Genomic DNA, 23,642 nt, shown 5'->3' with positions numbered 1-23,642 from the left:
TCAGGCCAGTTCGCGCTCGATCACGCCGCGGAGCTCCCGGACCGCGTCGGCGTCGAGCGACGTCGACTCGTCGCCGACCGACAGCGAGAGCGTCCCGTCCGTCGTCTCGTCGCCGACCGACAGCGAGAGCGTCCCGTCCGTCGTCACGTCGCCGAGCCGGTGGACGGGGAGGTCGTCAGCGAGATCGGCGACCGCCTCGGGGTCGGTCGTCTGCACGACGAGGCGGCCGGGCGTCTCGTCGAACGCCGCGACGCGGTCTGGGAGCGTCACGTCGGCGCCGGCCGCGTCGGTCACCAGCTCGGCGAGCGCGACCGCGAGCCCGCCGTCGCTCACGTCGTGGGTCGCCAGCGTCGACTCGTGACGGGCGACCGCCGCGAGCGACGCGACGCGGTCGGAGAGCGCGGGGGAGCCGGCGTCGCCGTCCGGCAGCTCCGGGAACCGGTCCGTCCCCCCCGCCTGCGCGAGGTACTCGGAGCCGCCGAGCGCGTCGCCGCCGGCGCCGACCAGCAGGAGTTCGGAGTCGCCTGCGCGCTCCGCGTCGAGCGCGGCCGGCGGCGCGTCGTAGCCGCGCTTCGTCCCGATCAGCGCGAGCGTGGGCGTCGGCGGGATCGGCCCCTCGACGCTGTCGTTGTACAGCGAGACGTTGCCGCCGACCACGGGGGCGTCGAGGGCGGAACAGGCGTCGGCGAGCCCGTCGACGGTTCCTTTGAAGCCGCCGTAAACGTCCGGCTTCTCCGGATTGCCGCCGTTGAGGCAGTCGACCGCGGCGAGCGGGACGGCGCCCTTCGCGGCGAGGTTGGTCGCGTTCTCCAGCGCGACGGCGCGGGCGCCCTCGTACGGGGCCGCCTCGGTCCAGTTCGGGTTCGCGCCCGACGAGAGCGCGAGGCCGACGCCCTGTTCGGCGGGCGGGAGTGCGGCGTCGTCGCCGTCGGCCGCGGTCTCCCGGATCGCCATGATCGCCGCGTCGTCGCCGGGTTTTACGGCGGTCCGAGCGCCGACCTCGTGGTCGTACTGCCGGTACACCCAGCGCTTGCTCGCGGTGGACGGCGCGGAGACGACCGACTCGACCGCGTCGGCGAGGGCGGGCTCGGGGTCGGGCAGGTCGCGGGTCGGCTGCGTCGGCGCCTCGCTCGGGAGGTCGTTCATCGGCGCGCCGTCGGCGAGGTACTCCGCGTCGACGTCGACGACGGTCTCGCTATCGCCGTCGCCCGCGAACTCGCAGACGTAGTTCCCGTCGGTCACCTCGCCGATGACCGAGCAGCCGAGGTCGAACCGGTCGGCGAGCTCGCGCACGCGGTCGACGTCGCCGGGGGCGACCTCGTAACACATCCGCTCCTGACTCTCGGCGAGCAGGATCTCGGTCGCGTTCATGTCCGGCTCTCGCTGGTGGACGCTGTCGAGGTCGATGCGGGCGCCGAGCCCGCCCTTCGCGACGAGCTCGGAGGAGGCGCCGCCGAGCCCGGCCGCGCCGAGGTCGCGGGCCGACAGGACCAGGTCCTCGTCGACCAGGGCCTCGTTGCACTCGATCAGCCGCTTCTCGGCGTACGGGTCGCCGACCTGCACCGCGGGGCGGTCCTCCGTCTCGGCGTCCTCCGCGAGGTCCTCAGAGGCGAACGAGGCGCCGCCGAGCCCGTCCCGGCCGGTGCCGTTGCCGACGAGGACGAGCCGGTTACCCGGCTCTTTGGCCGTCGCGGTCACCAGTCGGTCCTCGTTCGTGAGGCCGACGCAGGCGACGTTGACGAGGGGGTTCCCCTCGTAGCCGCCGTGGAAGGCGACGCTGCCGCCGACGGTGGGGACGCCGATGCAGTTGCCGTAGTGGGAGATGCCCTCGACGACGCCCTCGAAGAGGTACCGCGAGCGCTCGCGGTCGAAGCCGCCGAAGTACAACGAGTCGAGCAGGGCGATCGGGTACGCACCCATCGACATGGTGTCGCGGACGATGCCGCCGACCCCCGTGGCCGCCCCGTCGAACGGGTCGACGAAGGAGGGGTGGTTGTGGCTCTCGACGCCGAAGGTGACGTACTGGTCGCCGTAGTCGTCGGCGTCGCGCTCGGCCGCCGGGGCGTCCGCGGCGTCCGGCTCGGGCAGCGCGAGGACGGCCGCGTCGTCGCCGGGCCCGACGACGACCTGATCGCCCTCGCTCTCGAACGCCGACAGCAGGGGCCGCGAGGAGCGGTACGCGCAGTGCTCGCTCCAGAGGTTCTCGAACAGCGCGGCCTCGGCCGTCGTCGGCTCCCGACCGAGCTTGGCGACCACGAGCTCGCGGTCCGGTTCGGAGAGACTCATTCACTTACGTGGTTATCGAGCCCGTTCTAATGCTTTTCTATGTGCACGTTCGTGTGGTCTCGCTCGACCTCAGTGACGACGCCGCTTGCCGGTGCTACGCGGTGGCGCGTGCCGCCTCGCGGCTGGGGCTTTGGCGGTCACCGGAGAGTCCGAATCGACCGAGTATGACCGAGCGGCCGGGGCTCTGGAGCCGTTCACCGCGCCGGCAACTGTTTATACCCCGACGACCGCGACGCCGTAGATCAGTACCGCGCCGACGACGCCGACCGCCAGCGACTTCGCGTTCAGTCGGACCGCCCGCTTCCGGTCGGCCGCCAGCGCCGCCTCGTCGAGGATCTGGTTGGTCCCGTCGCCGACGTCGAAGACGCCGATGCCGGCGAAGCCGACGCAGAACCGCTCGCGGTACTGGAAGTAGCCCATCGCGGCGCCGTACAGCGGGAACACCGCGGCGAGCAGCGCCCAGCGCGGCCATCCGACCGCGACGACGGCGGCGACGAGAACGACCGCGAGCAGGAGCGAGGCGATCCCGAGGGCGAGCCGCCGCCGCTGTTGCGCCGGTCCGATGTTGCAGACGCCCGGTTGGTACTCCATGCGGTCGGGTGGGCGCGCGGCGACGAAAACGCACCGGAACCGGACCGCACCGACACCTGAACCGGACCGCACCGACACCGGAACCGCACCGCGTCGGCGCCGGAATCGCGGCGGACCCGAGCGGCCGACCGCGACGACCCATTTATTACCGAACGGCTGAAACGAGTGCACGAGTGAAGTCATGACGGAACGGTCACCCCGGGACATGGAGATACGGCGGTACGAGACGATCCTCGACTCGCTGGACGACGCCGTGTACGCCGTGCGTCCCGACGGGACCATCGCGTACGTCAACGACCGCTACGTGGAGATGAAGGGGGCGAGCCGGGAGGAGCTGCTCGGGACGGACATCTACGACTGGGTGACGGAGGAGGCCGCGGCGAAGGCGAAGCGGGTCCGCCGCGAGATAGCGGCCGGAGAGCGGGAGGCCGGCGCCGTCGAGTACGAGTTCCTCACCGCGGACGGCGAGCGGTTCCCGGTGGAGATGCGGTTCAATCGACTCGCGGACGAGGAGGGCGGAGACGGGGCGGACGACCTCGACCGCGTCGGCGTCATCCGGGACATCCGCGACCAGAAGCGACGCGAAGAGGCGCTCCGAGAGAAGAACGAGCGGTTAGAGGAGTTCGCGAGCATCGTCTCGCACGACCTCCGGAACCCCCTCAGCGTCGCGGAGGGGCGGCTGGCGCTCGCCCGGGAGGAGTGCGACTCCGAGCACCTCGACCACGTCGCCCGAGCCCACGAGCGCATGGACTCCCTCATCGACGACCTCCTGACGCTCGCCCGCGACGGCGAGGACGTCGAGGGGACGGAACGGGTCCCCCTCCGCGAGCTCGTCGAGGCGTGCTGGGAGGGGGTCGAGACCGCCGACGCGACGCTCCGCGTCGAGACCGACCGCGCGGTGCGCGCCGACCGGAGCCGGCTCAGACAGGTGTTCGAGAACCTCGTCCGAAACGCGGTCGAGCACGCGGGCGACGACGTCACCGTCACGGTCGGCGACCTCGACGGCGGCTTCTACGTGTCCGACGACGGCCCGGGGATCCCCGAGGCCGACCGCGAGGCCGTGTTCGAGGCCGGGTACACCACGAACGACGAGGGGACCGGGTTCGGGCTGGAGATCGTCGAGGCCGTCGCGGCGGCCCACGGCTGGGACGTGCGCGTCACCGACGGCGCCGACGGCGGCGCGCGCTTCGAGTTCACCGGCGTCGACGTGCTCGACTGAGCGGGCCCCGAGGCGGGAGAATCCGACCCCCGAGGGTTCCGCGGTGGCAACCCTCAAATGGGCGCCCGACGACGGGAGGGTGTGAAGCGGATCCAGCTCGGAAACACCGTGTTCGAGGGCGAGAACGACGTCTACCTGCTCGACGGCGAGACGACCGCGCTGGTCGACACCGGCGTCGCGCTCCCGGACGTCCGCGCCGACCTGGAGGCGGGCCTCGCCGACCACGGCGTCGCCTTCGCCGACGTCGACGCGGTCGCCCTGACCCACTGGCACCCCGACCACGCGGGGCTGGCCGGCGAGATACAGGCCGCCGGCGGCGCCGACGTGTACGTCCACGAGGCCGACGCGCCCCTCGTCGACGGGACCGAGACGCCGCTCGCGGGCGACCCCGACCTCCAGCGCGAGACGTTCGACCGGTGGGGGCTCCCAGAGGCGGACCAAGGGCGGCTGCGAGACTTCTTCGACGCGGTGGGGACCGGTCTCAGCGGCCGGCCCGCCGAGGCGACGACGGTCGCCGACGGCGACGTGATCGAGGTCGGCGGCGTCGCCCTGGAGGCCGTCCACCTGCCGGGCCACACCGCGGGGCTCACCGGGTTCGCGTTCGACCCGCGCGAGGTCCCCGACCACGAGCCGGTCGGGCGGTCGGGGCGGGACCCGCGGAAGGGATCTGCAGCCCCCGCGGAGCTGTTCTCCGGCGACGCCCTCCTCCCGCGGTACACCCCGAACGTCGGCGGCGCGGACGTCAGGGTCGACGCGCCGCTCGCGGCGTACGCCCGGAGCCTCACGCAGATCGTCGAGCGCGACTTCGACGCGGCGCACCCGGGCCACCGCGAGCGGATCGACGACCCGAGCCGCCGGGCCGCGACGATCCTCGATCACCACCGGCACCGGACGCGGCGCGTACTCGACGTCCTCGCCGACCGCGGCCCCGCGACGGCGTGGGAGGTGTCGGCCGCGCTGTTCGGCGACCTGGTCGACATCCACGTGCTCCACGGGCCGGGCGAGGCGTTCGCGCACCTCGACCACCTCGCCGACGCGGGGGTCGTCGAGCGCGACGGGACCGACTACCGCCTCGTCGACGCGGACCCCGACGTCGACGCGCTGTTCCCGACGACCCCGCTCGACGACGTCGTTGACGGCGCGGCGGACTGACCGCCCTCGCCCCGATCTCCGGGGGCTCGGGCGTCTCGCTCCCGCCGAAAGCTATTCGTTCGGCACGTCGTATCCACGGACGTGAAGCGGGACAGCCTCGCTGCGGTCCTCATCGCCCTCCTCGCGGTCGTCGCGCTCGGCGTCGCGGCCGCGACGCTCGACTCCGCCGTGAGCCTCGGCGCCGGTGGGCTCGGCGGCGCCGGCGACGGCGTGGGACCGAGCGGGGAGAGCGGCGACGTCGGCGCGTCGCCCGCCCCGAGCGGCGGGGGCGCGCTCTCGATACCGCCCGCGTGCTTCGAGTTCCTCCGGGGGCCGCCGGCGCTCGCCGCGTTCGCCGCCGTCCTCCTCGGGCTCGCAGCGTTCGTCTACCGGGACACCGGTTCGAAGCTCGCCGCGGGCGCCGTCGCCGGGTCGATGGGAGTCCCGGTCGCCGCGCTGGGCTGGCTGCTCTCGGCCTGCCGCCCGGTCGACGAGGGGATCGAGTTCGCGCTCGGCGCCGCGGTCGGCGAGGGCGGATTCCTGCCGCAGGGCGGCGGCGGAGCCGGCGCGGGCGGCGGCGAGGGGGCCGCCTCGACGCCGGAGCTGCTGTTCGCGCTGGTCGTGGTCGCGGCGCTCGTCGCGAGCGTCGCCGTCCTCATCGGCGCCGGGGGCGACGACGAGCCGGCCGACGGCGAAGGGCACGGTGAGAGCGACGAGCCGGATCCGGCCGACCCGGACCTCCGCGAGGTCGGGCGGGCCGCGGGCGCGGCGGCCGACCGGATGGAGGAGTCGGACGCCGACAACGAGGTGTACCGCGCGTGGCGCGACATGACGGAGGCCCTCGACGTGGACCGTCCCGCGTCCTCGACGCCCGCCGAGTTCGCGGCCGCGGCCGTCGACGCCGGCGTCGACGAGGAGCCGGTCACGGAGCTCACCGCCGTCTTCGAGCGGGTTCGGTACGGGGGCGAGGACGCGACGGCGGAGCGCGAGCGCCGGGCCGCGGCCGCCCTCCGGCGGATCGAGGAGCGCCACGGGGGTGGTGGGTAGCGGTGCGGCCCCTCGTCGCCCTCGGCGTGGCGGCCGTCGCGGTCGGCTTCGTCGCCGCCGTCGATCGCGGGATCGCGACCGCGCTGGACCCGTCGACGACCGTCGTCACCCTGATCGGCGCGCTCGGCGTGCTCCAAGGGGTCAGGTACGCCAACGCCCGCCGCAACCGGGAGCGCGCGGCGGCTTCCCCCGGCGAGCCGGAGCGGCGCGCGCCGGCGACGGTGCCCGGCGCCGACCTCGACGAGCGCATCGATCGGGCGACCGGCCCCGCGATCGGCGGACACCGGGCTCGCCGGCGGGTCCGCGATCGAGTCCGGGAGGTCGCGGTCGCGACCGTCGCCCGCGACCGGAACGTCTCGGTCGAGGCGGCCGAGCGCCTCGTCGAGACCGGTGAGTGGACCGACGACGCAACCGCCGCCGCGTTCCTCGCGCGCCCGTTGTCGTACCCGGTCCAGGTCCGGCTCCGGGCGGTGGTCTCGGGGCGCTCGCGCTACGAGTTCGGCCTCCAGGCCGTCGTCGACGCGGTCGGGCGGTTGGCGGGAGGCGACGAGGGGGCGGAGAGGGGCGACGGGGGGTCGGAGGCGAACGATGAGTGAAGGCGACGAGCCCGCGACGACCGAGCGCAGGTCCCTCCGCGAGGCCGAGACGGGGCGCTGGGACGGGATCCGCGGAGTGGCGCTCGCCCTCGTCGGCGTCGGGGTCGTCGCGCGGCGGCCGGGGCTCGTCCTCCTCGGGGCGGTCGGGGTCGGCTACGCCCTCTACGCCGGCCTCGGCGAGGCGCCGACGGCGACGCTCGACGTCACCCGGACCGTGAGCGACGCGACGCCCGAGCCGGGCGACGAGGTGACCGTCGCGGTCCGGGCGCGCAACGCTGGCGACGCCCCGCTCGCCGACCTCCGGCTCGTGGACGGGGTCCCCCCGGGGCTGGAGGTCGTCGACGGCCCCGCACGGGTCGCGACCGCGCTCCGCCCGGGCGCGTCGGTCGCGTTCGAGTACGACGTGCGCGCGAGCCGCGGCGAGCACGAGTGGGCGGCGCTCACGGCGATCGCCCGGAACCCCTCCGGGTCGCGCGAGCGGACGACCGCGCTCGAACCGGCCGACCCGGCGCGGATCGTCTGCACCCCGGAGCTGGCCGCCGGCGGCGACCTCCCGCTCCGGGGGCTGACGACGCGGTCCCACGGGCGGATGCCGACCGACGTCGGCGGGGCGGGCGTGGAGTTCCACGCCACTCGCGAGTACCGCCGCGGCGACCCGCTCAAGCGGATCGACTGGAACCGACGAGCGCGGACGGGCGAGCTGGCGACTGTGGAGCTCCGCGAGGAGCGCGCCGCCACGGTGGTCCTCCTGATCGACGCGCGGGAGTCCGCGTACGCCGCGACCGAGCCCGCGGGGGAGACCGCGGTCGAGGCGAGCGTCGGCGCCGCCGGCCAGGCGTTCCGCGCGCTCCTCGACGGCGGCGACCGCGTCGGGATCGCGGCGCTCGGCCCCGTCGACTGCTGGCTCGCGCCGGGCGCCGGCACGGCGCACGCCGCCCGCGGGCGCGAGACGCTGGCGACCGACCCCGCGCTGGCCCCGACGCCCAGCGGGGACCGCTTCTACCGGTCGCTGTGGCTCCGCCGGTTCCGCCGGCGGCTCCCGGCCGACGCGCAGGTGCTCTTCTTCACCCCGCTCGTCGACGACGCGCCCGCGTCGCTCGCGCGCCGGATCGACGCGCACGGCCACCTCGTCACCGTCCTCTCGCCGGACGTGACTGCGGCGGGGACTCCGGGCGAGCGGCTCGTCGCGTTCGAGCGCCGGGAGCGGCTCCGCGAACTCCGGTCGGCGGGGATCCGCGCGGTCGAGTGGGGCGGAGAGTCGTTCCCCGTCGCGGTCGCGCGGGCGACGAGCAGGTGGTCGCCGTGAGCGCCGGCGTCGCCCCCGACGACGGCGACAACGACGATGACGACGATGACGCCGACGACGCGACCGACCGCGTCGACCGACCCGAGCGCGACGCCCGTCCCCCGACGCTCGCCGTCGTCGTCGGCCTCGTCGCGGCCGCGATCGCGACCCTCGCGGCCCTCCTCGCCGCGCCGCTCGGGGGCGCCCTCCTCGCCGCCGCGACGGTCGGCTTCGCCGCCGGGTCGCTCCGTCGGTCGCACAGAGTCCTCTCGTGGGCGGCCGGGGTCGGGGTCGTCGGGCTCGCCGTCGCGGGGTATCGGGGCGGCGGCGTCGAGCCGCTTCTCGTCGGCGGGGTCGCGCTCGCGGTCGCGTGGGACGTCGCCGACCACGGGCTCTCGGTCGGCGCACAGGTCGGCCGCGACGCCCGGACCCGGCGGAACGTCGCCGTCCACGCGGGGACGACCCTGCTCGTCGGCGCGCTCTCGGTCGGGGTCGCCTCCGGCGTCTACCTCGCCGCCGCCGGGTCGCAGCCGGTCGCGGCCCTCGCGCTGCTGCTGTTCGGGGCAGTAGTGCTGGCGTCGGCGATCCGGTGACCCCATCGCTACGGGCGTCCGGTGACTCCACCGTCACGAGCGATCGCTTGCCCTTTTGTACTCCCCCGCCGACGCTCCGGTATGCAAACCGCAGCGACCGCGGCGGCCGCGCTCCCTCCCGGACCCGACTTCGCGAGGTGGTCGGCGTGACGGACCTCGTGACGTTCGGCGAGACGATGCTCCGGCTCTCGCCGCCGCGCGGCGTCCGGCTGGAAACGACACGGAACCTCGGCGTCCAGGCGGGCGGCGCGGAGAGCAACGTCGCGGTCGGCGCGGCGCGGCTCGGCGCCGACGCCGTCTGGCTCTCCAAGCTCCCGGAGTCGCCGCTCGGCCGGCGGGTGGTGAGCGAGCTCCGGAGCCACGGGGTCCGGACCGGCGTCGCGTGGGCCGATCCGGAGTCGAGCCGCGTCGGGACGTACTACCTCGAACACGGCGGCGAGCCCCGCGGGACGACCGTGATCTACGACCGCGCCGACGCCGCGATCACGACGGTCGAGCCCGGGGAGCTGCCGACCGCCGCGCTGGAGGCGGCCGAGCGCTTCCACACGACCGGGATCACCCCCGCGCTCTCCGAGCGGGCAGCGGAGACGACGACCGCGCTGCTCCGAGCCGCCGGCAAGGCGGGTGCGACGCGCTCGTTCGACCTGAACTACCGGGCGAAGCTCTGGGACCCCGAGACGGCCCGGGCGGCGTACGAGGAGCTGTTCGCGCACGTCGACACGCTGTTCGTCCCGCGGCGCGACGCCCGCGAGGTGCTGGGCCGCGAGGGCGACGCCGTCGAGATCGCCCACGGGCTCGCCTCCGAGTTCGGCTTCGACACCGTCGTCGTCACGCGCGGGACAGAGGGGGCGGTGGCGCTGCGGGACGGCGCGGTGTACGAGCAGGGCGTCTTCGACGCGGAGACGTTCGACGCGATCGGCACCGGCGACGCCTTCGTCGCGGGGTACCTCGCACGACGGCTCGACGGCGGCGGCGTCGCGGACGGGCTGGAGTGGGCCGCCGCGGCGGCCGCCCTGAAGCGCACCGTCGACGGCGACCTCGCCGTGATCACGCCCGAGGACGTGGCCGACGTCGTCGACGGCGGCGGCGGCATCGACCGGTAGGGACCGGTCCGCCAGCATTTCGGCCGGCGGCAGCCACCCGCATTCCCTCCGGCGGGCGTCGCCCGCGTTCCGACCCGTTTATGGTCGCCGGCCCGCCCCCTCAGGGTATGACCGACGACGAGCGACGACGCGAGCTGATCGCCGCGCTGCGGGCGGCCGACGCCGTCCGGTTCGGCGAGTTCGAGCTCTCGCACGGCGGCACCAGCGACTACTACGTCGACAAGTACCTGTTCGAGACCGACCCGGCGGCGTTAACGCTCGTGAGCGAGGCGTTCGCGGCCCGGCTCGCCGACACGGACGCGAAGCTCGCGGGGGTCGCGCTCGGCGCGGTCCCGCTGGTGGCCGTGACGGCCGCCGAGATGGGCCGCCCGTACGTCATCGCGCGCAAGTCGGCGAAGGAGTACGGCACCGGCAACCGCATCGAGGGCCGGCTCGACGAGGGCGAGGAGGTCGTCGTGTTGGAGGACATCGCCACGACCGGGCAGTCGGCCGTCGACGCCGTCGAGGCGCTGCGCGAGGCGGGCGCGACGGTGAACCGCGTGCTCGTCGTCGTCGACCGCGAGGAGGGGGCGGCGGAGCTGCTCGCCGACCACGGCGTGGAGCTGGAGTCGCTGCTGACGGCGACGGAGCTGCTGGCGGAGCGGGACGCGGAGTAGCGCGGCGGCACGAGCGCGAGCGGTCGCCCTTTTAAATCGGCGTCAGGCCTCGGGCGCGTCGGCGTCAGGCCCCGGACCCGTCCACCGTCGGCACCGCGACGCGGTCTAAGACGTCGGCGATCACGTCGCGCTCGTCGACGTCGTTGACGGCGGCGTCCGGGGTGAGCACCAGCCGGTGCGCGAGCGTCGGCTCCGCGACGCGCTTCACGTCGTCCGGGGTGACGAACTCGCGGCCGGCGACGACGGCGGCGGCGCGGGCGGTCTCGAACAGCCGCTGGGTGCCGCGCGGCGAGACGCCCGCGTCGACGCGGCGGTCCTCGCGGGTCGCGCGGACGAGCGCGGCCATGTACCCGAGCAGGTCGTCGTCGACGCGTACGGTCTCCGGTACCTCGCGGAGCGCCGCGACGGCGTCGGGACCGAGGACGCGGTCGACCGTCGGCGCCTGCTCGGCGCGGCCGGCGCGCCGCCGGAGCAGCTCCACCTCCCCGTCCTCGTCGGGGTAGCCGATCGAGGTCTTGATCGCGAAGCGGTCGAGCTGCGCCTCCGGCAGCGGGAACGCGCCCTCGCTCTCGACGGGGTTCTGGGTCGCGATGACGTAGAAGGGGCTGGGAAGCTCGTGGGCGTCGCCGTCGACGGTCACCTGTCCCTCCTCCATCGCCTCCAGCAGCGCCGCCTGCGTCTTCGGGGGCGCGCGGTTGATCTCGTCGGCGAGCACGACGTTGGCGAAGATCGGGCCGGGCGAGAACGCGAAGGAGCCGTCGCGCTCGTCGAACACGTTCGTCCCGGTGACGTCGGACGGGAGGAGGTCGGGCGTGAACTGCACCCGGGAGAACTCCAAGCCGAGCGCGGTCGCGAACGAGCGCGCCGAGAGGGTCTTGCCGGTGCCGGGCACGTCCTCTAAGAGGACGTGGCCGCGGGCGAGGACCCCGAGCGTGACGCGGTCGAGGAACTCGCGGTCGGCGACGACCGCGCCGCCGACCTCGTCGACGACGCGCGAGCAAGCCCTCGACGCTTCGGGGACGTCCATACCGAGCGCACGGGAGCCGCGCCGAAAAGCGTTGCCGGCGGCGGCCCGGCTCCCCTCCCCTCGGGGACGCGGTCTCGACGCGTCGCCGTCGCCGTCTGGGGATCGCCGTCGGGGAGTCGCCGCCGGCGATCGAAACGCATAACAGCGGAACCGGCCAACCCGCAAGTGAGCCGAGGTAGCCTAGCCTGGCCAAGGCGGTAGATTCGAAATCTACTGTCCATTCGGACACCGGAGTTCAAATCTCCGCCTCGGCGCTTCTCTCCAATCCCGTCCGGTCAGCGACGCGGACGTCGCTCTTACGGCTGCCCGCCCAGCGACTCCTGTTCGGACCCGGAGTCGCCGCGGAGTCGGCGCCGCCGCTTGTCGTACGCCGCCTCCAGCTTCGCGTTCGTCGCCCGCGAGACGAGGTAGCAGTCGACCTCGTCGCCGTCGCGGGGGTGCGCGCTCGCGACCCAGACGTGGCCGTCGCCCGTCGAGAGGTCGGCCGCCCACCGCTCCGCGGCCGCGCGGCTCTCGAACGCGTGACGGGGGCCGTCCTCGAAGACGAGCCGCCCCACCTTCGCGTTGCGCTTGCGCGCCGAGGGCTTCACCGCGACGACGACGCTCACGGGCGACGTTCGGGCGTCGTCGCTTAAAAACCTCGTCAGACGCCGCCGGCCGCGGCGCGGTCGCCGCTCGGCCGGCGAGACCGCCGCGGACCGGGACGAGAGCGAACCGCAAGAATCCAGACCCCCGCCTCCCTAGCCGGACGCATGAGCGAGCCGGCCTGGTACGAGGACGCGACGATCTACTCGTTGGACGTCAAGACGTTCAACGACAGCGACGGCGACGGGTGGGGGGACTTCCGGGGGGCGACCGAGCGGCTCGGCTACCTCGACGAGCTCGGGGTCGACGCCCTCTGGGTGCGGCCGTTCTATCCGAGCCCGCTCCGCGACAACGGGTACGACGTCGCCGACTACTACGGCGTCGACGACCGGCTCGGGAGCCTCGACGACTTCCGCGAGTTCGCCGACCGGGCGCACGAGCGCGGGATCCGGGTGATCACCGACCTCGTCTTCAATCACACCTCGAACGAACACGAGTGGTTCCAGCGGGCGCGCGAAGACCCCGAGTCCGAGTACCACGACTACTACCTGTGGACGAGCCACCTCGACGACGCCCACCAGCGCGGCAACATCTTCCCCGAGTACGAGGACGGGGTCTGGACGTACGACGAAGTCGCCGAGAAGCACTACTTCCACCAGTTCTACGGCCACCAGCCCGACCTCAACGTCGCGAACCCCGCCGTCCGCGAGGAGCTGTACGACGTGCTCCGGTTCTGGCTCGACCAGGGCGCCGACGGCTTCCGGATCGACGCCGCCCACCCGATGCTGATGCCGAAGGGGCACGACGCGACCACCCTCGATCAGACCGACCTCGGCGAGTCCATCGAGCTGTTCAAGGAGATGCGGCGGGTCGTCGAGGCGGAGCAGTCCGACGCGGTGCTTCTGGCCGAGGCGGACGACGAGCCGGAGCACCTCGACTACTACTTCGGCGACGGCGAGGCGTTCCACCTCCAGTTCAACTTCGTGATGAACGCGCACCTCACCTACGCCGTCGGCGTGAATGACACCTGGCCGCTCCAGCGCGCCGAGGAGGTCCTTCCGGACGTCTCCGACGTGGGCGGGTGGGTGAACTTCCTGCGGAACCACGACGAGTGGAACCTGCTGAAGCTCCCCCCGGAGGCGTTCGAGCACGCCCGCGAGCACTTCGGCGACGACGACGGCGACTCCTGGATCTTCGAGCGCGGCCACCGGCTCCGGCTCGCGGACCTGTACGGCGGCGACCGCGACCGGATCGCCCTCGCCCACAGCCTCCTCTTCTCGCTGCCGGGCTCCGTCGCGCTCCAGTCCGGCGACGAGATCGGGATGGGCGCGGACCTCTCCTTACCCGAGCGCGAGGCCGTCCGCACCCCGATGCAGTGGGACGACTCGCGGAACGCCGGCTTCTCGACGGCCGATCCGGAGGACTGCTACAACCCCGTGGTCGACGAGGGCGCGTCCGCCTACGACCGCGTGAACGTCGCCGCCCAGCGCGACGACCCCGACTCGCTGCTCTCGCGGGTCGAGGCGCTCGTGGCGGCCCGCGACGCCTGCCCGGAGATCGCTCGCGGCGGCTACCGCGCGCTCGACACCGACCACAAGGAGACGCGGGTCCATCGGTTCGACGGCGGCGGGGAGGGAGCCGACGGGAACGATACCGTCCTGCTCTGCGCGCACAACCTCGCAGACGGGTACCGCGAGGAGATCGTCGGCTTCGACGTCGACCCGGCCACCGTCGAGCACGTCGTCGGCGACGGCGAGCACTACGTGGCGAAGGGGGGCGTCACGTTCAAGCTCGACGCCTGCGACTACGCGTGGCTACGCGGCGAGAAGCGCTGAAAGCGGAGCACTCTGAGCGAGGGGCTCCTCGATCAGTCGTCCGCGAGCGATGCGGCGTCCGCGACCGACCCGTCCTCGGCGGCGGCCGAGAGCAGGCGGTCGAGCCCGTCGACCATCGCGACGACGCTGGCGCGGGTGATGTCCGCGTCGGTCGAGGAGACGGAGACCGACCGGTCGCCCCGCGAGAGGTCGACCTCGACGGTGACGACCGCGTCGGTGCCGCCCGTGATCGCGTCGACGTGGTAGGAGTCCAGGTCGAAGGAGACGCCGCCGGTGCCGTCGCTCTCGGCGCCGTCGCCGTCGCCCGCCAGCGCCGCCCGCACGGCCTCGAGCCCGGCGTCGACCGGGCCGGCGCCCGTGCCGGAGGCGACCCGCTCCTCGTCGCCGACGCGGAGTCGCACCGACGCGGTCGGGAGGTTCCCGCCGGAGGTGGCCGACAGGTCGACGAGCTCGACGCGGCGGTCGCGCTCGCGCCCCTGCACGTCCTCCGTGATCGCGAGCAGGTCGGCGTCGGTGACGCGCTTCCCCCGGTCGCCGAGCTCCTTCACGCGGCTCACGACCTCGCTCAGCTCGTCGGCGTCGACCGCGACGTCGTGCTCGGCGAGCGCGGCCTTGACGCCCGCGCGGCCGGCGTGTTTCCCGAGGACGAGCCGGCGCTCGCGGCCCACCGTCTCCGGCGGGTACGGCTCGTACATCGTCCCGTCCTTGAGCGTGCCGTCGGTGTGGATGCCGGACTCGTGGGCGAAGGCGTTGGCGCCGCAGACCGCCTTGTTCGGCGGGAGCGCGACGCCGGTCGCCTCCGAGACGGCCCGACAGAGCCGGTAGAGCCGCTCTAACTCGACGGTGTCGACGTCGTACGAGCGGGCGAGCGCGACGGCGACCTCCTCCAAGGCGACGTTGCCGGCGCGCTCGCCGACCCCCATCACGGTGCCGTGGACGGTGTCGGCGCCGGCCTTCAGCCCGGCGTGGACGTTCGCCACGCCGAGGCCGAGGTCGTCGTGGGTGTGGAGGCTCGTCGGGCCGAGCTCGGCGAGCCGGGAGACGACCTCGGCGGTGCGCTCCGGGTCGGCCGCGCCGACGGTGTCGCAGTAGCAGATCCGGTCGGCGCCCGCGTCGAGGCCCGCGCCGAGCAGGCGTTCGAGGTAGTCGAGGTCGGCGCGCGAGCCGTCCTCGCCGAGCACCTCGACCCAGAGGCCGTGGTCCGTGGCGTACTCGACGAGCTCGACGGTCGTCTCGACCACCTCCTCGCGGGTCGAGCCGACCTTCGTCTCGACGTGCTTGTCCGAGGCGGGGACGACGAGGTTGATCCCGTCGACGCCGCAGTCGAGCGCGTGGTCGACGTCGCGTTTCACGCCGCGGGCGAAGCTCGTCACGGTCGCGGAGAGCCCCTCTCCCGCGACCCGGCGGATGGCCTCGCGCTCGCCCTCGGAGGTGCACGCCGAGCCGGCCTCGATCAGGTGCATCCCCGCGGCGTCGAGCTCGCGGGCGACGTCGACCTTCTCGGCCGGCGTCAGCGAGACGCCGGGCATCTGCTCGCCGTCGCGCAGGGTGGTGTCTAACAGCTGTACCTCGTCGAGTTCGGTGAGTGGTGTTCGGGTCAAAAGGGGGTCCGTCGGCTCTGCGGTGGGTTCGGGGTCGGTGCCGCCGCGGGGCGGTCGTGCCCCGGAGTCGTTATCGCCGGAGAATTTCGCGGCCAGCCGCCGCGAGGCGACTTCCTCTATCCTCCGAACGACCACGATCGTCTCGTGTCATTCGTGTCCGTGCCGACGCGTCACACACGTATAAACGGACGGGTCGCGACAGGAATGACCGACGGATCGTCGGCGAGGGCGGCGGTTCGTCGAGGATCCGTCGATAGCGTGGTCACGCGTGCCAAAGACTCGGCGTGGTCACGCGTGCCAAGGGCGACAGGATTACACGCGCGGGCCGAGAGCGGCCCGCATGAAGCGAGTCGCGATCGACGACGTCGACGTCGTCACGAACCCGATGGAGGTCCACGACGTGCGCCGACCGGTCTCTCGGGCCCTCGGCACCGAACACGTCGCGATGAACTACTTCGAGCTCGCGCCCGGCGACGCCTTCTCCGGCGGGCTTCACACGCACGGCGACCAAGAGGAGGTGTTCTACGTGATGTCGGGGACCGCGACCTTCGAGGTCGGCCGGGAGCGCGAGCGCGTCGACGTCGGGGCGGGCGAGCTGATCCGGTTCGCGCCCGGCGAGTTCCAGTCCGGGTTCGTCCGCGAGGACGCCGACGAGGGGGTCGTCGCGTGGGCGTTCGGCGCGCCCGGCGCGCGCCACGACTGGGAGGCGATCGAGTCGCTGATCGAGTGCCGGACCTGCGGCGAGGAGCTCCCGCACGCGACGGAGCTGACCGACGAGGGCCGGTTCCGGTTCACCTGCACCGAGTGCGGAACGTCGTTCTCGCCGTAGCTCCCCGCCAGCGACCGAGTCCTCATCCCAGCAGCGACCGGAACGACCGGCGGCCGACGCCGCACTCCGCGCGGTAGTCGCAGGCGGAACACCGGTCGTCGTCGACGCGCGACGGCGGCCCGTCGATCGCGCGGGCGGCCCGCAGCGCCCGGCGGTAGGCGGCCTTCCTGCGGGTCGTGAGCCGGACCTCGCGCACGGCGCCGACGCTCGGGTACTCGACCAGCGCGCGCGGCACCTCGCGCTCGCGCTCCCACGCGACCGCCTTCGCGACGGCGACGGCCCTGACCGACTGCGGCGCCCACACACCGTTTTCGGGAGGCTCGCCCGGCGAGACGACAGTGGGGAGGGGCGGGTCGTCGTCGGTGGGGGCGGCGGTCTCGGCAGCGCCGGCGGTGTCGCGCGCGCCGGCCAGCACCTTGTGAACCGTTCCGTGACAGTCCTTCCCGGAGACGAAGGCGCTCTCGCGGGCGGGATCGGCGAGCCGATCGTAGTCGTCGCGGTCGCGGAGGCGATCGAGGTTCCGGCGGTACGCGGCGGGCGAGCGCCGGATCGGGAGCCGCCGGAGCGTCGCGTCCGGCGCGTCGACGAGCGTGGGGTAGCGATAGGCGAGGTCGATCCGGGCGCGGGCGTCCGGCGGGACCGCCCGGTCGTCCTCGCGGCGGGCGTAGTAGAGCTGTCGCGGGCAGTAGGCCGCGCGGGCCACGTCGCTGAAAGGGGTCACGAGGTGGATGGGCGCGGTTTCGCTGATAAGGGCACGGGCGGGACGCGAGCGGGGCGGCAGGCCGGCGTCGACGCGGGCGGCGCCTACAGCGAGACGTCCGTCTCGATGTCCTCGGTCGCCTCCCGCAGCCCGTCCTCGCGGGCGGTCTCGGCGTGGTTGCCCTCGATCTCGGCGTCGGTGAGGAGGTCGCGGAGCTCGTCGCGGAAGCGGTCGTTCGCCCGGGTGGAGGTGAGGTCGACGCGAGCGACGCGCGCGTACTTCGCGACGGCGTCGGGCTCGGCGCCGAGCGCCTCCGCGCAGTCGACGATGGACCGGCCCTCGGCGGTGAGCGACTTCAGGTCGGCGTAGTCGAACGGGGCGTCGTCGACCTCGCGGTCGGCGTCGCGCACGAGGTGGAGGTCGAAGCGGGCGTCGCGCACGGTGTCGGGGTCGACGTCGACCGGTTCGGGGGCGTCGCCGCCGTCTTCGTCCTCCTCGTCGCCGCCGAGGCCCGCGTCGCCCCTGGCGAGCGCGGCGGCGATCGCCGCGTCGTCCTCCAGCTCGAAGCGCCCGCGGGCGATCCGAGCGTAGGTCGCGTCGTCGAGGGCCCTCGAGAAGTCGTACCGCTCCCGCATCGCGGCGACCAGCTCGCGGACGCGCTCGGCGACGGCGGCCTCGTCGCGGTCGGTGAGGGTGCCGGGGGACTCCGCCTGCCGCTCGGTGACCGTGTCGGACCCGGTGGTCTCGACGAAGATGTCGCGGAGCTCGGCGGTCTTCTCGTCCATGGGCCCGCACGTACGCGCTCACGGTAGAAAAGCCTCGCGTCCGGTTTCGGACGTTTCGGGCGCGGTGTCACCGAATCGGCGGCGGGAGGCCGTCGGGCGCGACCCGCCACCGACGGCCGCGGGCTCGTCGTCAACCAGTATATTCAAGTCGGTTTACGAGCCTGTCGTTGACATGGCAACCAGCACGGAGTCGGTGGATCTCGTCGGCGACGAGACCGCGACGAACCTCGCCCGCGCGGCGCTGTTCGCGGCGCTCGTCGGCGCCTTCGCGTACGTCTCCTTCCCGTTCCCGGTGTCGCCCGCACCGGTCACGCTGCAGGTCCTCGGCGTCTTCCTCGCCGGGATCTTCCTCGGCCCGGTCTGGGGGGGCGCGGCGCTCGTCCTCTACCTCGCCGCGGGCGCGCTCGGCGCGCCGGTGTTCTCGGGCGGCTCCGCGGGCTTCGGAGAGCTCGTGGGGGGGACCGCCGGCTACCTCTGGTCGTACCCGATCGCGGCCGCGCTCGTCGGCGCGCTCGTCCACCGCGGCGGCGACCTCCGCGACCTCGACGCCGTCCCCGTTCCCGTCCTCGTGGCCGCGATGGCCGCCGGGACGACGGTCATCTACGCGATGGGCGTCGTCGGCCTCTACCTGGTCTTAGAGCTCACCCTCGCCGAGGCGTTCGTCCAGGGCGCGGCCGTGTTCCTCCCCGCGGAGGCCGCGAAGATCGCCGCCGCGGTCGGGATCGTGCGCTCGGACGCGATCGCGGCCGCGTGAGGTGACGGCGTGAGGAACCCGGAGGCGACGCCGTGATCGACGTCGACGGCGTCACCCGTCGGTACGGCGGGGCGCGATCCGGCGAGAGCGGTGGCGGCGACGGGGTGATCGCCGTCGACGACGTCTCCCTCTCGGTCCCCGACGGCGAGTTCCTGATCGTCGCGGGCGCGAACGGCTCCGGGAAGACGACGCTGGTCCGGACGTTCAACGGACTCGTGACGCCGGACTCCGGGACGGTGTCGGTCAACGGAACCCCGGTCGCCGACGACTTCGTCGCCGCCCGGACCGCGGTCGGCATGGTGTTCCAGGACCCCCGCGACCAGCTGGTCGCGGCGACCGTCGGTAGTGACGTCGCCTTCGGGCCGGAGAACCTCGGCCTGTCGCACGCCGAGATCGACCGCCGGGTCGCGGCCGCGCTGGACGCCGTCAACATGAGCGGGCGCGAGGAGGACCGGATCGCGTCGCTGTCGGGCGGCGAGCGCGAGCGCGTCGCGATCGCCGGTGCGCTGGCGATGGAGCCGGACCACCTCGTCCTCGACGAGCCGTTCACCGGGCTCGACGAGCCGGCACGGCGCTCGGTCGTTGACCGCCTCAGGGTCCTCCATCGCGAGGGGACGAGCGTGATCGTCGTCACCCACGACCTCCGCGACGTGCTCGGGCTCGCCGACCGCGTGATCGGGCTGGCGGACGGTCGGATCGCGGTCGACGCCGCCCCGGAGACGGCGATCGATGACCTGCCGGGACTGGACGTCCGGGTCCCCGAGAGCGCGCGCACCGACCCTCCGGCCGACGCCGCCGATCCGTGACCCTCTCGTACGTCCCCGACGACGCGCTCGCCCATCGCCTCGACCCGCGGTCGAAGCTCCTCGTGCAGGTCGGGTTCGCGGCCGCGGCGTACGCGTACACGACCCCGCGGGGGCTCGCGGCGCTGACGGTACTCGCCGTCGGCTGCCTGCGGCTGGCGGGCGGCGGCCCGCGCGACCTGTGGGCGTACCGGGTCGCGCTCCCGTTCCTCCTCGTCGCCCCGTTCGTGGCGGGCGCGACCCTCGGCGATCCCTGGTTCCGCGTCGACCGCGCGGCCGACACGGGGCTGGCGAGCTACCGGGTCCTCCTGGTGCTCGTCGTCGCCGCCGCCTACGTGCGGTCGACGCCCGTCCGCGACTCGCGGGCGGCGATCCAGCACGCGGTGCCCGGCAAGCCCGGCCAGTTCCTCGCGGCCGGCGTCGCGCTCGTGTTCCGGTTCCTCCCGCTGTTGAAACGCGACCTGCTGACCGCGCGCGGCGCGATGCGGGCGCGCCTGGGCGACGAGCTACCCGTGCGCGACCGGATGCGGATCGTCGCCGTCGCGGGGATCGACCGCGCGCTCGGCCGCGCCGACCGACTGGGGACCGCCCTCGCGGCCCGGTGTTTCGCGTGGAACCCGACGCTCCCGCGGCTCGCGTTCGGACGCGCGGACGCGGTCGCGCTGGCGGTCGGATGCGGCCTGCTCGCGGCCGCGCTGGCCGGAGCGGTCTGAGGCCGGGAGCGGCCTCGGACCGACCGCGGATCGACTCCGCGTGGCAAGTTTTAACCGGACCGTATCCGGCTGATCTACCATGACACCGCTGCAGGCGGCCACCCGGGAGACGTTCTGGACGATCGGCCCGGTGGGGAAGGCCGCGTTCTACTGGCTCGCCGCGGTCGCGATCCTCGTGTTCCTGTACGGCGTGTACGCCCGGTTCGCGGCGTACGCCCGCGGAAGCGCGGACCCCCGCGACCGGCTGTCGGACCTGCCGTCCCGAACCGTCTCCGCGACCCGGACCGTGCTCTCGAACGAGAACCAGTTCGACGGCGACGCGTACACCGGCGTGATGCACGCGTTCGTGCTGTGGGGGTTCCTCACCCTGCTCGTCGCGACGACGATCCTCGGGTTCGACATCGACGTCTACCGCCCGATCGCGGGCGAGTCGTTCTGGGTGGGCGACTTCTACCTGGCCTACCAGTTCACCGTCGACGCGTTCGGCCTGCTGTTCGTCGTCGGCGTCGGGATGGCCATGTACCGGCGGTACAGCGAGCGCGACGGGCGGCTGTGGGGGAAACACACCTCCCTCGAAGACGACGCGTTCGTCTGGACTCTCTTCCTGCTCGGCGTCGGCGGCTTCGTCGTGCAGGCGCTCGGCATCGTCGGCCAGCCGGCGCGCGCCGACGAGACGGTGAGCTTCATCGGGATGGCGATGGCCGCCGGGTTCCGGTGGGCCGGGCTGACGCCCGCGGGCGCCGAGGCGATATACGGCGTCGTCTGGTGGAGCCACTCGCTGCTCGCCTTCGCGTTCATCGCGTGGATCCCGTACGCGAAGCCGTTCCACATGATCTCCTCGTTCGCCAACGTCGTCGCTCGCGACGAGCAGGCCGGCGCGCGCCTCCCGAACGTCCCGGCCGACCTCGACCACACCAACGCCGAGTCGCTCGAGGACTTCACCTGGAAGGAGCTGATGGACGGCGACGCCTGTACGAAGTGCGGCCGCTGCACCGACGCCTGTCCGGCCGACACGGTCGGTCGGAACCTCGACCCCCGTGACGTGATCCTCGACCTGAAGGCGTACCGCGAGTCGGTGACGGACGACCCGGTTGCGGGGTCGGGCGGCAGCGGCGCGGTGGCGACCGACGGCGGAGTTGCGAGCGCGGACGGCGGCGTGGCGAACTCCGCCGCCGCCAGCGACGGAGGAACCGTCCCCATCGTCGCCGACGAGGGCGGCGTGATCGACAGCGAGTCGATGGAGTCCTGTATGTCCTGTATGGCCTGCATGGACGCCTGCCCGGTCGACATCGAGCACCTCACCTCGTTCACCAAGATGAACCGCCAGCTCGTCGACGAGGGCGCCGTGGACTCGAACCTCCAGGACGTGTTCCAGGACGTGATGCAGAAGGGGAACACCTTCGGCGAGTCGCAGTCGGCCCGCGGCGACTGGGCGGACGACCTCGAGGACGTCGAGGTCCCGGACGCCCGCGAGCGCGAGGTGGAGTACCTCTGGTACGTCGGCGACTACCCGAGCTTCGACGACCGGAACAAAGAGGTCGCTCGCGCGCTCGCACGCCTGTTCGACGAGGCGGGCGTCGAGTTCGGCATCCTGTTCGACGACGAGAAGAACGACGGCAACGACGTCCGCCGGATCGGCGAGGAGTTCCTCTACCTCGAGCTGGCGGGCCACCACGTCGAGACGTTCGCCGACTGCGAGTTCGAGAAGATCGTCTGCACGGACCCGCACTCGTACAACACCATCAAAAACGAGTACCCCGAGGTCGACTTCGCGGAGTTCGCCGACGACCCGATGATGCCGTTCGACCGCGAGGAGCCGTGGAACCCGGAGGGAGAGATCGACGTGTTCCACTGGACGCAGGTGGTCGAGGAGCTGGTCGAAGCGGGTCGGCTCGGACTCTCCGGAGACGAGCTCGACTACACCGTCACCTACCACGACCCCTGCCACCTCGGCCGGTACAACGACGAGTACGAGGCGCCACGCGAGCTAATCTCAGCGACCGGCGCCGACCTCCACGAGATGCCGCGCTCGCGCGACGACTCGTTCTGCTGCGGCGGCGGCGGCGGCGGCCTCTGGACCGAGCACGATGAGGAGGTCAAGCCGAGCGAGGAGCGCCTCCGAGAGGCGGTGGAAGACACCGACGCGGGCGGCGCGATAGAGAAGTTCGTCGTCGCCTGCCCGATGTGCACGACGATGTTCGAGGACGGGCGGAAGACGGGCGACTTCGAGGACGACGTGGAGATCGTCGACGTGGCGGAGCTGCTGATCGAGGCGGTAGAGGCGGAGTGACCGAGGCGGCGAAGCCGGAGTGACCGAGGCCGAGTCCCCCTCGCCGAGCGGGACCGCGCGGGCGACCCGCGGCTCCTCGCGGGAGAGCGGTCTCCTCCCGAATCTATATAGAGTACATATCTCACCCGAGCGGTACGACCCGAGCCGTACTACTCATAGCATACTACTTAACCGAAAGTCGATCATCTCCTGGTGATGGCACCAAGCCACGACGCGGAGACCGAGGGGATCACTCGTCGGCAATCGCTCGCGACTATCGCCGGGGCGGGGACGTTGGCGGTCGCCGGCTGTACCCAGAGCGCGGGCGGCGACGGGTCCGACGGCTCGGACGGGTCCGACGGCGGCGACGCCCTCTCCGGATCGATCAACATCGCCGGGTCGTCGACCGTCTTCCCGCTGATGAGCGCGATCGCGGAGGACTTCGCGGCCGAACACGACCAGGTCTCGGTCGACATCAGCTCGACCGGCTCCGGCGGCGGGTTCTCCAACTACTTCTGCGTCGGCGACACCGACTTCAACAACGCGAGCCGCGAGATCCAGCCCGCGGAGGAGGAGCTCTGCGAGGAGAACGGCGTCGAGTACGTCGAGCTCATCGCGGCGACGGACGCGCTCACGGTCGTCGTCAATCCCGAGGCCGACTGGATCGACCACCTCACCGTCGAGGAGCTCGCGCAGATCTGGGAGGAGGACCCCGCCCAGACGTGGGACGAGGTCCGCGACGAGTTCCCGAACGAGGAGATCGAGCGGTTCGGCGCCGCCGACACCTCCGGGACGTACGACTACTTCATCGAGACGATCTTAGAGGAGCGGGGCCACACCAGCGACTACCAGGCGACCGAGCAGGACAACTCGATCGCCCAGGGGGTCTCGGGGAGCGAGTACGCGATCGGCTACTTCGGCTTCGCGTACTACTTCCAGAACCCCGACCAGCTCAAGGCCCTCGGGATCGACTCCGGCGAGGGACCGGTCGAACCGAGCCTCGAGACGGCCGCCTCCGGCGAGTACAGCCCCCTCTCGCGGTCGCTGTACACGTACCCCTCGATCGAGTCGCTCGGCAAGGAGCACGTCGCCGAGTTCGCCCGGTACTTCGTCGGGCAGACGACGAACGAGGACCTCGTCGCCGGCGACGTCGGATACGTGCCCGCGACCGAGGAGACCCAGGAGGAGCAGATGGAGATCCTCGAAGACGCCATCGAGCAGGCGCAGGGCTGAG

22 protein-coding genes and 1 tRNA gene are annotated in these 23,642 nt (G+C 73.1%); 16 read left to right on the top strand and 7 right to left on the bottom strand.

The features are described 5' to 3' along the window. On the bottom strand, nt 1–2,286 hold the full coding sequence (gene purL, locus B4V04_RS07210) for a phosphoribosylformylglycinamidine synthase subunit PurL (protein ID WP_498230425.1): 2,286 nt from the start codon (nt 2,284–2,286) through the stop codon (nt 1–3). A 213-nt stretch (nt 2,287–2,499) separates the two neighbouring features. Further along, nucleotides 2,500–2,877, bottom strand: coding sequence for a hypothetical protein (locus B4V04_RS07205; protein ID WP_498230424.1), 378 nt, complete (start codon nt 2,875–2,877; stop codon nt 2,500–2,502). Nucleotides 2,878–3,058: 181 nt separating this feature from the next. Here B4V04_RS07205 and B4V04_RS07200 point away from each other — a divergent pair, with 181 nt between their 5' ends. From B4V04_RS07200 to pyrE, 8 genes are all read left to right on the top strand, one after another. Continuing rightward, a complete protein-coding gene (locus B4V04_RS07200; protein WP_498230422.1) occupies nt 3,059–4,096 on the top strand; it encodes a two-component system sensor histidine kinase NtrB in 1,038 nt (345 codons plus the stop codon). Nucleotides 4,097–4,177: 81 nt separating this feature from the next. Then, nucleotides 4,178–5,248: an MBL fold metallo-hydrolase gene (locus B4V04_RS07195; protein WP_498230420.1), complete on the top strand. Its 1,071-nt coding sequence runs from the start codon at nt 4,178–4,180 to the stop codon at nt 5,246–5,248. Between the two features lie 81 nt (nt 5,249–5,329). Further along, a complete protein-coding gene (locus tag B4V04_RS07190; protein ID WP_498230418.1) occupies nt 5,330–6,274 on the top strand; it encodes a DUF4129 domain-containing protein in 945 nt (314 codons plus the stop codon). A 2-nt stretch (nt 6,275–6,276) separates the two neighbouring features. After that, nucleotides 6,277–6,870, top strand: coding sequence for a DUF7269 family protein (locus tag B4V04_RS07185; protein ID WP_498230417.1), 594 nt, complete (start codon nt 6,277–6,279; stop codon nt 6,868–6,870). After that, nucleotides 6,863–8,176: a DUF58 domain-containing protein gene (locus tag B4V04_RS07180; RefSeq protein WP_498230415.1), complete on the top strand. Its 1,314-nt coding sequence runs from the start codon at nt 6,863–6,865 to the stop codon at nt 8,174–8,176. Before B4V04_RS07185 ends, B4V04_RS07180 begins: the two co-directional genes overlap by 8 nt. Continuing rightward, nucleotides 8,173–8,748 (top strand): DUF7519 family protein, encoded by a 576-nt coding sequence (locus B4V04_RS07175; RefSeq protein ID WP_498230414.1) that lies wholly within the window; start codon nt 8,173–8,175, stop codon nt 8,746–8,748. Before B4V04_RS07180 ends, B4V04_RS07175 begins: the two co-directional genes overlap by 4 nt. A 137-nt stretch (nt 8,749–8,885) precedes the next feature. Further along, on the top strand, nt 8,886–9,851 hold the full coding sequence (gene kdgK1 / locus B4V04_RS07170; protein ID WP_498230412.1) for a bifunctional 2-dehydro-3-deoxygluconokinase/2-dehydro-3-deoxygalactonokinase: 966 nt from the start codon (nt 8,886–8,888) through the stop codon (nt 9,849–9,851). A 107-nt stretch (nt 9,852–9,958) separates the two neighbouring features. After that, nucleotides 9,959–10,507 carry an orotate phosphoribosyltransferase gene (pyrE, locus tag B4V04_RS07165; protein WP_498230410.1) on the top strand — a complete coding sequence of 183 codons (549 nt, stop codon included), beginning with the start codon at nt 9,959–9,961 and terminating at the stop codon, nt 10,505–10,507. A gap of 64 nt (nt 10,508–10,571) precedes the next feature. On the opposite strand, the gene B4V04_RS07160 is transcribed toward pyrE, so the two are convergent. Continuing rightward, complete coding sequence (locus tag B4V04_RS07160) at nt 10,572–11,534, bottom strand: AAA family ATPase (protein WP_498230408.1); 963 nt, start codon at nt 11,532–11,534, stop codon at nt 10,572–10,574. A 169-nt stretch (nt 11,535–11,703) separates the two neighbouring features. On the opposite strand from B4V04_RS07160, the gene B4V04_RS07155 reads away from it, so the two are divergent. Then, nucleotides 11,704–11,788, top strand: a tRNA-Ser gene (locus tag B4V04_RS07155). A 42-nt stretch (nt 11,789–11,830) separates the two neighbouring features. Here B4V04_RS07155 and B4V04_RS07150 read toward each other — a convergent pair. Beyond that, complete coding sequence (locus B4V04_RS07150; protein ID WP_144799625.1) at nt 11,831–12,142, bottom strand: DUF8081 domain-containing protein; 312 nt, start codon at nt 12,140–12,142, stop codon at nt 11,831–11,833. Nucleotides 12,143–12,286: 144 nt separating this feature from the next. Between B4V04_RS07150 and B4V04_RS07145 the strand changes: the two genes are divergently transcribed. After that, entirely contained in the window at nt 12,287–13,954 is a 1,668-nt protein-coding gene (locus tag B4V04_RS07145; RefSeq protein WP_498230406.1) for an alpha-amylase family protein, read from the top strand. 32 nt (nt 13,955–13,986) lie between these two features. Here B4V04_RS07145 and B4V04_RS07140 read toward each other — a convergent pair whose 3' ends face one another. After that, nucleotides 13,987–15,555, bottom strand: a complete 1,569-nt coding sequence (locus B4V04_RS07140; protein ID WP_498230404.1) for a (R)-citramalate synthase — start codon at nt 15,553–15,555, stop codon at nt 13,987–13,989. A gap of 340 nt (nt 15,556–15,895) precedes the next feature. Between B4V04_RS07140 and B4V04_RS07135 the strand changes: the two genes are divergently transcribed. Further along, nucleotides 15,896–16,384 carry a cupin domain-containing protein gene (locus B4V04_RS07135; protein ID WP_498230402.1) on the top strand — a complete coding sequence of 163 codons (489 nt, stop codon included), beginning with the start codon at nt 15,896–15,898 and terminating at the stop codon, nt 16,382–16,384. Between the two features lie 22 nt (nt 16,385–16,406). Here the strand turns inward: B4V04_RS07135 and B4V04_RS07130 are convergent, their stop codons facing one another. Together B4V04_RS07130 and B4V04_RS07125 are read right to left on the bottom strand one after the other, a co-directional pair. After that, entirely contained in the window at nt 16,407–17,105 is a 699-nt protein-coding gene (locus B4V04_RS07130; RefSeq protein ID WP_498230400.1) for a hypothetical protein, read from the bottom strand. Nucleotides 17,106–17,188: 83 nt separating this feature from the next. Then, nucleotides 17,189–17,869 (bottom strand): hypothetical protein, encoded by a 681-nt coding sequence (locus B4V04_RS07125; protein ID WP_498230399.1) that lies wholly within the window; start codon nt 17,867–17,869, stop codon nt 17,189–17,191. Nucleotides 17,870–18,041: 172 nt separating this feature from the next. Here B4V04_RS07125 and B4V04_RS07120 point away from each other — a divergent pair, with 172 nt between their 5' ends. The 5 genes from B4V04_RS07120 to B4V04_RS07100 all read left to right on the top strand — a co-directional run bounded on the left by B4V04_RS07120 (nt 18,042) and on the right by B4V04_RS07100 (nt 23,641). Next, nucleotides 18,042–18,623, top strand: a complete 582-nt coding sequence (locus B4V04_RS07120) for a biotin transporter BioY (RefSeq protein WP_498230398.1) — start codon at nt 18,042–18,044, stop codon at nt 18,621–18,623. Nucleotides 18,624–18,655: 32 nt separating this feature from the next. Next, nucleotides 18,656–19,429, top strand: coding sequence for an energy-coupling factor ABC transporter ATP-binding protein (locus B4V04_RS07115; protein ID WP_498230396.1), 774 nt, complete (start codon nt 18,656–18,658; stop codon nt 19,427–19,429). Next, nucleotides 19,426–20,139 carry an energy-coupling factor transporter transmembrane component T family protein gene (locus B4V04_RS07110; RefSeq protein ID WP_498230395.1) on the top strand — a complete coding sequence of 238 codons (714 nt, stop codon included), beginning with the start codon at nt 19,426–19,428 and terminating at the stop codon, nt 20,137–20,139. Before B4V04_RS07115 ends, B4V04_RS07110 begins: the two co-directional genes overlap by 4 nt. Nucleotides 20,140–20,218: 79 nt before the next feature. Then, nucleotides 20,219–22,429, top strand: a complete 2,211-nt coding sequence (locus tag B4V04_RS07105) for a heterodisulfide reductase-related iron-sulfur binding cluster (RefSeq protein WP_498230394.1) — start codon at nt 20,219–20,221, stop codon at nt 22,427–22,429. Between the two features lie 195 nt (nt 22,430–22,624). Then, nucleotides 22,625–23,641, top strand: a complete 1,017-nt coding sequence (locus tag B4V04_RS07100) for a PstS family phosphate ABC transporter substrate-binding protein (protein WP_498230392.1) — start codon at nt 22,625–22,627, stop codon at nt 23,639–23,641. Nucleotide 23,642: the final 1 nt, after the last annotated feature.

The organism is Halorubrum sp. B52 (genome assembly GCF_059752555.1).
This window is presented reverse-complemented; position numbering and strand designations above follow the sequence as displayed.

What these genes read in the sequence shown, in the direction of transcription:
- B4V04_RS07125 (WP_498230399.1), bottom strand. Translation starts at nt 17,869, where the DNA reads ATGGACGAGAAGACCGCCGAGCTCCGCGACATCTTCGTCGAGACCACC.
- B4V04_RS07105 (WP_498230394.1), top strand. Translation starts at nt 20,219, where the DNA reads ATGACACCGCTGCAGGCGGCCACCCGGGAGACGTTCTGGACGATCGGC.
- B4V04_RS07200 (WP_498230422.1), top strand. Translation starts at nt 3,059, where the DNA reads ATGACGGAACGGTCACCCCGGGACATGGAGATACGGCGGTACGAGACG.
- B4V04_RS07205 (WP_498230424.1), bottom strand. Translation starts at nt 2,877, where the DNA reads ATGGAGTACCAACCGGGCGTCTGCAACATCGGACCGGCGCAACAGCGG.
- B4V04_RS07120 (WP_498230398.1), top strand. Translation starts at nt 18,042, where the DNA reads ATGGCAACCAGCACGGAGTCGGTGGATCTCGTCGGCGACGAGACCGCG.
- purL (WP_498230425.1), bottom strand. Translation starts at nt 2,286, where the DNA reads ATGAGTCTCTCCGAACCGGACCGCGAGCTCGTGGTCGCCAAGCTCGGT.
- B4V04_RS07145 (WP_498230406.1), top strand. Translation starts at nt 12,287, where the DNA reads ATGAGCGAGCCGGCCTGGTACGAGGACGCGACGATCTACTCGTTGGAC.
- B4V04_RS07160 (WP_498230408.1), bottom strand. Translation starts at nt 11,534, where the DNA reads ATGGACGTCCCCGAAGCGTCGAGGGCTTGCTCGCGCGTCGTCGACGAG.
- B4V04_RS07135 (WP_498230402.1), top strand. Translation starts at nt 15,896, where the DNA reads ATGAAGCGAGTCGCGATCGACGACGTCGACGTCGTCACGAACCCGATG.
- pyrE (WP_498230410.1), top strand. Translation starts at nt 9,959, where the DNA reads ATGACCGACGACGAGCGACGACGCGAGCTGATCGCCGCGCTGCGGGCG.
- B4V04_RS07100 (WP_498230392.1), top strand. Translation starts at nt 22,625, where the DNA reads ATGGCACCAAGCCACGACGCGGAGACCGAGGGGATCACTCGTCGGCAA.
- B4V04_RS07180 (WP_498230415.1), top strand. Translation starts at nt 6,863, where the DNA reads ATGAGTGAAGGCGACGAGCCCGCGACGACCGAGCGCAGGTCCCTCCGC.